General features: G+C 63.0%; 7 protein-coding genes. All 7 read left to right on the top strand.

The genetic code is table 11. The features are described from left to right. Window positions 1-148: 148 nt before the first annotated feature. Complete coding sequence (locus NKH04_RS28040; RefSeq protein WP_352772560.1) at window positions 149-940, top strand: ABC transporter ATP-binding protein; 792 nt, start codon at window positions 149-151, stop codon at window positions 938-940. Continuing rightward, entirely contained in the window at window positions 937-2184 is a 1248-nt protein-coding gene (locus tag NKH04_RS28035; protein ID WP_352772557.1) for an SfnB family sulfur acquisition oxidoreductase, read from the top strand. The genes NKH04_RS28040 and NKH04_RS28035 overlap by 4 nt, the downstream gene beginning before the upstream one ends. Window positions 2185-2217: 33 nt before the next feature. After that, window positions 2218-3393, top strand: a complete 1176-nt coding sequence (gene ssuD / locus NKH04_RS28030; protein ID WP_353045303.1) for an FMNH2-dependent alkanesulfonate monooxygenase — start codon at window positions 2218-2220, stop codon at window positions 3391-3393. Then, window positions 3390-4808 carry an FAD/NAD(P)-binding protein gene (locus NKH04_RS28025; RefSeq protein WP_353045302.1) on the top strand — a complete coding sequence of 473 codons (1419 nt, stop codon included), beginning with the start codon at window positions 3390-3392 and terminating at the stop codon, window positions 4806-4808. Before ssuD ends, NKH04_RS28025 begins: the two co-directional genes overlap by 4 nt. Before the next feature lie 27 nt (window positions 4809-4835). Next, a complete protein-coding gene (locus tag NKH04_RS28020) occupies window positions 4836-5354 on the top strand; it encodes a flavin reductase family protein (RefSeq protein ID WP_353045301.1) in 519 nt (172 codons plus the stop codon). A gap of 471 nt (window positions 5355-5825) precedes the next feature. Continuing rightward, window positions 5826-6149 carry a hypothetical protein gene (locus NKH04_RS28015; protein WP_352475073.1) on the top strand — a complete coding sequence of 108 codons (324 nt, stop codon included), beginning with the start codon at window positions 5826-5828 and terminating at the stop codon, window positions 6147-6149. 118 nt (window positions 6150-6267) lie between these two features. Beyond that, complete coding sequence (locus NKH04_RS28010) at window positions 6268-6573, top strand: hypothetical protein (RefSeq protein ID WP_353045300.1); 306 nt, start codon at window positions 6268-6270, stop codon at window positions 6571-6573. Window positions 6574-6741 lie beyond the last annotated feature (168 nt).

Raw genomic sequence — 6741 nt, 5'->3', positions numbered from 1 at the left:
TTGCTGCGGCCTGGCGATTCGGCCTTATATCGTCAAAAAACCCCCCCCCGCCCCACCGCTCCTCATGCGGTCTCACAAATAAATCCAATAACCCGGCGGGGCGCCCCCGGGGCCGGCCCGCGATTTCCTGCCTATTGCGGAGTCATCGATGTCCAGCCCGGAAAATCCGATCCTGTCGGTCAGTCGCGTGGAGGCCGTCTACAACGGCGCCATCGCCGCCCTGCACGGTGTCGACCTGTCGGTCGGCAAAGGCGAGATCGTCGCACTGCTCGGCTCCAACGGCGCCGGCAAGACGACGCTGCTACGCGCCGTATCCAATCTCCTCCCGGCCGAGCGCGGCACTGTTACCGCTGGTCGGATCACTTTCGACGGCGAGGATGTCTCCAGGGCAAGCCCCTCTCACCTCGTCCGCAAGGGTCTGGTCCAGGTCCTCGAGGGCCGACACTGCTTCCGCTCGCTGACGGTCGAGGAGAACCTTCTGACCGGCGCGCTCGGGCGTTCGTCCTCCCGCACCGGCGTCAAGGCCGACCTCGACCGCGTCTATGCGCTTTTCCCCAGGCTCACCGAGAAGCGGCGAACCCGGTCCGGCCTCACCTCCGGCGGCGAGCAGCAGATGACGGCGATCGGCCGCGGTCTGATGTCGCGGCCGAAACTCTTCGTGCTGGACGAGCCTTCGATGGGGCTGGCGCCGCTGATCGTCGACGAGATTTTCAGCGCTTTGAAGCGGCTCAATCGGGACGAAGATCTTTCGATCCTTGTCGCCGAGCAGAATTCGGCAGTGGCGCTGAAATATGCCGACCACGCCACCGTGCTCGAAAACGGAAAGAGCGTGCTGGAAGGGTCGGCCGCCGACCTGCGCCAGCGCGACGACATTAAGACCTACTATCTCGGCGGCACGCCGCTTCCATCGCAACATTTTCCCAAGGAGACCGCAGCATGACCATCCAATCGAAGCAGCCGTCCGATATCCGCAGCGCCGTCCCCCCGGTCGAGCGTCCGTCGGCCAGAGCGCATGTCATCAAGACCGACGCCGAGGCGATCGCTGTGGCGGAAAAACTGGCCGCAGACTTCGCCAAGGACGCCTCCAGGCGGGATCGCGAGCGCATCTGGCCGAAGGAAGAGCTCGATGCGTTTTCGCAGAGCGGCCTGTGGTCGATCAACGTGCCGAAGGCCTATGGCGGACCGGAACTCTCCTATGTGACGCTGTCGAAGGTGATCACCATCATCTCGGCAGCCGATCCGTCGCTCGGCCAGATTCCGCAGAACCATCTCGGCGTCGTCGCCGCCATCCGCACCGTCTCTGACGAGGCCCAGAAGCAGTTGCTCTTCGCCGAAGTTCTGTCCGGCACGCGGTTCGGCAACGCGTTCTCGGAATTCGGCTCCAAGCGGGCGGCCGACTTCGAGACCAAATTCGTCGACGCTGGCGACCACGTCGTGGTCAATGGCCAGAAATTCTATTCCAGCGGCGCGCTGCTCGCCCATCTGGTGCCGATCGTGGCGCTCGATGACGAGGGCCGGGCCTGGTATGCCATCGCCGATCGCGGCGCGCCCGGACTGACGGTCATCGACGACTGGTCGAGCTTCGGCCAGAAGACGACGCTGTCCGGCACAGTCCTGCTCGACAATGTGAAAGTGCCGAAGACGCATCTCGTCCCCGGCTACAAGGGCTATGACCGGCCGACGGCCGACGGCGCCATCTTCCAGATCATCCAGGCTGCTGTGGATCTCGGCATCGCCAACGCGGCGATCGACGAAACCGTCAGCTTCGTGCGCACCAAGTCGCGCGCGTGGATCGACAGCGGCGTCGATCATGCCTGGCAGGATCCCTACACGATCCAGGCCGTCGGTGACCTTCGCCTGCGGGCCAATGCGGCGCAGGCCGTTCTGGACAAGGCAGGGCTGGCGGTCGACCGCGCCGTGGCCGATCCGAACGATAAGACCGTCGCGGAAGCGCAGATCGCGGTTGCCGAATCCAAGATCCTCACCACCGAGATCGCCATCAACGCCACCAACAAACTGTTCGAACTCGCCGGCACGCGATCCACACTGGCCGAGCACAATCTCGACCGGCACTGGCGCAACGCCCGAACCCACACGCTGCACGATCCGGTGCGCTGGAAATACGCGATCCTCGGCAACTATTACCTGAACGACGTCAATCCGCCGCTACACGCCTGGAGCTGAGCGAGAACGCCGTAAAGTCATAGAGGACTGTTCATGAGCACTGCCATCCCCGACAGGATCAAGGTCCTGTGGTTTCTTCCGACCCATGGCGACAGCCGCTATCTCGGCACCTCCGAGGGGGGCAGGGCGGTCGACCTGCCCTATCTGACCCAGGTCGCCAAGGCCGCCGACGCCATCGGCTATTACGGCGCGCTGCTGCCGACCGGCCGAAGTTGCGAGGACAGCTGGGTCGTGGCGTCGGCGCTGGCGCCGTTGACGCAGCGGCTCCGCTTCCTCGTTGCCGTCCGTCCCGGGCTGCAGTCGCCGACGCTCGCGGCGCGGATGACCTCGACGCTCGACCGCATTTCGGGCGGGCGCCTGCTCATCAACGTCGTCACCGGCGGCGACCCGGTCGAGAACAAGGGCGACGGCATCTTCCTCAGCCATGACGAGCGCTATGAGGTGACGCGGGAATTCCTCGATATCTACAAGGCCGTGCTCAGCGGCGAGACCATTGCCTTCGAAGGCAAGCACTTCCGCATCGAGGACGGAAGGCTGCTGTTCCCGCCTGTGCAGACGCCGCATCCGCCGCTCTATTTCGGTGGTTCGTCGGAGGCGGCGAATGCAGTCGCCGCCGAGCAGATCGACAAATATCTGACCTGGGGCGAACCACCGGTCGATGTCGCCGCAAAGGTCGACCATGTGCGCGGCCTTGCCGAGAAGGCGGGACGCGCGGTGAGCTTTGGCATCCGATTGCATGTCATCGTCCGTGAAACCAATGACGAAGCCTGGGCCGATGCCGATCGGCTGATCAGCCGTCTGGACGACAAGACGATCGCCAAGGCGCAGAAGGTGTTCGCGCGCATGGATTCCGTCGGCCAGTCGCGCATGAGCCGGCTGCATGGCGGCCGTCGCGACAAACTCGAAATCAGTCCGAATCTGTGGGCCGGTGTCGGCCTGGTGCGCGGCGGCGCCGGCACCGCTCTGGTCGGCGATGCGGCGACGGTGGCGGAGCGCATCGACGAATACCGGCGCATCGGCATCGATACCTTCATCCTGTCCGGCTATCCGCATCTGGAGGAAGCCTATCGCTTCGGCGAACTGGTGCTGCCGCTGTTGCCGCTCGATCACGAAATCTCGACGCGGCCGACGGCGGTTAACATGGGCCCCTTCGGCGAAACCGTGGCCGGCGACCATCGCCCGTCGGCGCTGCGCGCGAGCCAGTCTTGAGCGCCAGCGCACCGATCATAGCGATTGTCGGCGGCGGCTTTTCAGGTGCGGCGACTGCGTTTCATCTGGCGCGACTGCTCCCGGCCGGTGCATCCGATATCGTGGTCGTCGAGCCCCGCGAGGGGCTCGGCTATGGTCTGGCTTATTCCACGGCCGATCCGGCACATCGCATCAATGTGCCGGCGTCGAGAATGACGCTGATCTCCGGCCAGGACAGCCACTTTGCCGACTGGCTGGAGCAGACCAGAGCCATTGTAGACGATGCCGAGGCTATTGCCGCCTACGGAGCACTCTACCCGCAGCGTCGCGTTTTCGGGCGCTATGTGGAATCTCATCTCCGGCCCTTCCTTCTCAGCAAAACGATCCGCCATGTCAGGTCCGCGGTCGCATCGGTCGAGCGCACCGGCGAGGGCTACCGTCTGATCCTCGCTGATGGCGGGGCGCTCGCTGCCGACGCCGTGGTGATTGCGACGACGCATCCGCCGCCGGCCTTGCCGATGCCCCTGAAGTCCGTGGCTGGCACAGCCGGGCTGGTGGCCAATCCCTATGATCTCGAGAGGCTGGAAGCGATCGGCCGCGACGACCGTGTCCTGGTCGTGGGCACCGGACTGACGTCGGCGGACGTGATTGCAACGCTCGACCGCAAGGGGCATCGTGGCCACATCGTCGCGCTGTCACGCCACGGCTATCGCTCGCGCGGCCAAGCCGCGATGCTGGCCGATCCAATTGGCGATTTCACGACCCTGCCTTCACGCAGCGCAACGGCACTATTCAGGCGCATCCGGGTAACGATCCTTGATGCCAAGCGCCGGGGCGAAGACTGGCATCCGGTGCTCGATGCTGTCCGACGTCAGGGACAAACCATCTGGCAGGCCTTGCCGCTGGCCGAGCAGCGACGTGTGGCACGCCATCTTCGTGCGCTCTGGGACGTGCATCGCTTCCGCCTCGCGCCGCAAGTTGCGGACGTGCTCGATCGATGCGTCGCCGAGGGCAAGCTTGCCTATCGCGCCGCAACGATTGTCGGCGCCGAACAGGTCGACGGACGCATTTGCGTCAGGCAGCGGCTGCGTGGCCAACGCAGCCTCGTTGTCGAGGCTTTCGACAGTGTGGTCGTGACGACCGGACCGGCGCACGCCGATATCTTGCGGACCAACACGGCGATTGCGGCGCTCGCGCGGATGGGACTGGTCCGGCTCGACCCGATTGGTCTTGGTTTGGAGACCGACAGCCAAGGCCGTGCGGTCGGCACATCCGGGCGCCCGACCGACAGCATTTTCGTCAGCGGGCCATTGGCGCGAGGCAGCGTCGGCGAACTGATGGGAATTCCCGAAGTCACCGCACATGCCGAGCGCATCGCCGCCGAAATTCACCAATGGTTGGGATACCAAACGGCGTTGCGTCGCAAGGCGTCGTGAAGCTGCAAACACGATGAGGCTATCCAGATGACACTGACCGAACGCGTTCCCCTAGTGGAAACCTTAGTGGAAACCCGGGTTCCCCTGAAATTTGCGATGCGACACCTGGCCGGAGCTGTCTCCGTGGTCACCGCAGGTGTTGGCGACGAACGGACGGGCGCAACCGTTACCACCGCCCATTCCCTATCGGTCGAACCAGAGGTGATGGTTGTCAGCATCAATCTGAACTCGTCTACCTGGGCAGCCATCAGCCGGCATCGGCATTTCTGCGTGAATGTGCTGCGTGCCGACCAGATCGCGATTGCCGACCGCTTTGCCGGGCGCGGTGGCCTGAAGGGGTCGGCGCGCTACGAGGGCGCTCGCTGGTCCAGCCTTGCAAGCGGCGCACTGGCACTCGACGAGGCGCTTGCCGCGGTCGACTGCACGGTTGAGGATACTATTATTCGCCACAGCCACGCGCTGATCCTCGGCAGCGTCCGGCATGTGGTGAGCGGAGAGCCCGGCCCGGCGCTGATCTATCATCACGGCGCATACGGATCGTCGTAAACGTATTTCGGTTCCTGGTGCTTGGCGGCGCGGCGAAGGTCCAGGCATTCAAATGAAGGCTTGATCTAGAATGCCTTGGAGAGAAAACAGTAAAGGCGAGGCGGGTCTTTTGGCATCCCGCCAGAACCGCAGGCTAGAAGTGATTCCCAGCCATTTTGTCGCCCGTCACGACGTTACAAAACTCATCGTAAATAATTGATTTTATTAGGGACACTTAGCGTTCAATCCTCTCTCGCAGCATCAGATTGTTTCGCTGGCGCATTTTCCAAGGCCTCCTTGACCTGCTCGATGGTGATTGTGCGCGGTTGGCGAGGTTGCCGAAAAATATGGCGCCCCGCGACCTGCCGAGTGTCACGCGCACAGGCTCGTCAAAAGCTGTGGTCTTGCACACTCACCTCACGGCGCTCGCATGCGCCATGATGCGTGGGGAATGCATTCTGGTCTGCCCTGCTGCAGGCGGCTTAACAAAGCTTGCAGCCGGGAACAATCGTTCAACGACTCGCGTTTCTTGCCAAGGCCCGCTTCTTTTGCAACGGGGCGGCGGGCGTCGAAGGCTCGCAAATGTCGCGCCGGCGTTTCAATCGCACTCGCCTCAGCCCTCACGATTTGGCTATTTGTGAACGCGTGTTTGATCAGGTTTGCGCAGATGAGCACATTGACCCTCTAAGCCTGGATGCCGAAGCCTTAGCGGTGATGATTGTCGCAATCTTCCGAAACGTGACTACCAATGAGCGCGAACTGCTGGAGGAAGTTAGGTCTCTTCGTCGCTCAAAAGGGGCAGAGAAGGCGCACTAGCTTGGCGGGCGTTCCGAGGCGAATTGGCCTAGTCCCGCTTTGGCACAGCCGTTTGGCATCTGAATTGCCCATTGAGAATCGCCAGAGTGTAGCCACCGAGCTTGCGAAGGGGACGGAAATGGGCTTAGCCGAAGACTTATCGGATGTCGCGCTCACATTCGAATGTCCGGATTGCTTGCATCCGGCGGTAAGAAAGGGCTCTGCACTAAGAACAATCGCGCACTTCAGATGCGACGGTTGCAACGCCAAGGTGCGGATGACCTATCCGCAGAAGCTCGCGATCTTCGAAAAGCACAGGCTATTGGCCGCAGGCGACCGCCGCCAGCGAGGTCAGGAACACTACGGTGCCCGCAACATCGATCGGGCCGCCGATGCGGCCGAAGTGGCTTCGCGACCTCTGCCGCGTGCGGCGACGCGTGCTTAAGCCTTCCTCATCCGCGCGACCTTTACGCATGTTGACCATGACAATGCGGTCAATCGGAATAATTCGGGCGAAGGGCTCGTTAGTTCTTTAGGCGGTGCTAAAATACGGCAAAGTGTCCGAATGCCATTTCATGAAGCCCGCCAGACAGGCTGCGGCTCGCTCTGGCCT

The organism is Mesorhizobium sp. M1365, assembly GCF_040317865.1.
GTDB lineage: Bacteria > Pseudomonadota > Alphaproteobacteria > Rhizobiales > Rhizobiaceae > Mesorhizobium.
Note: the sequence above shows the minus strand (reverse complement) of the source record. Positions and strands in the feature narration are given on the sequence as shown.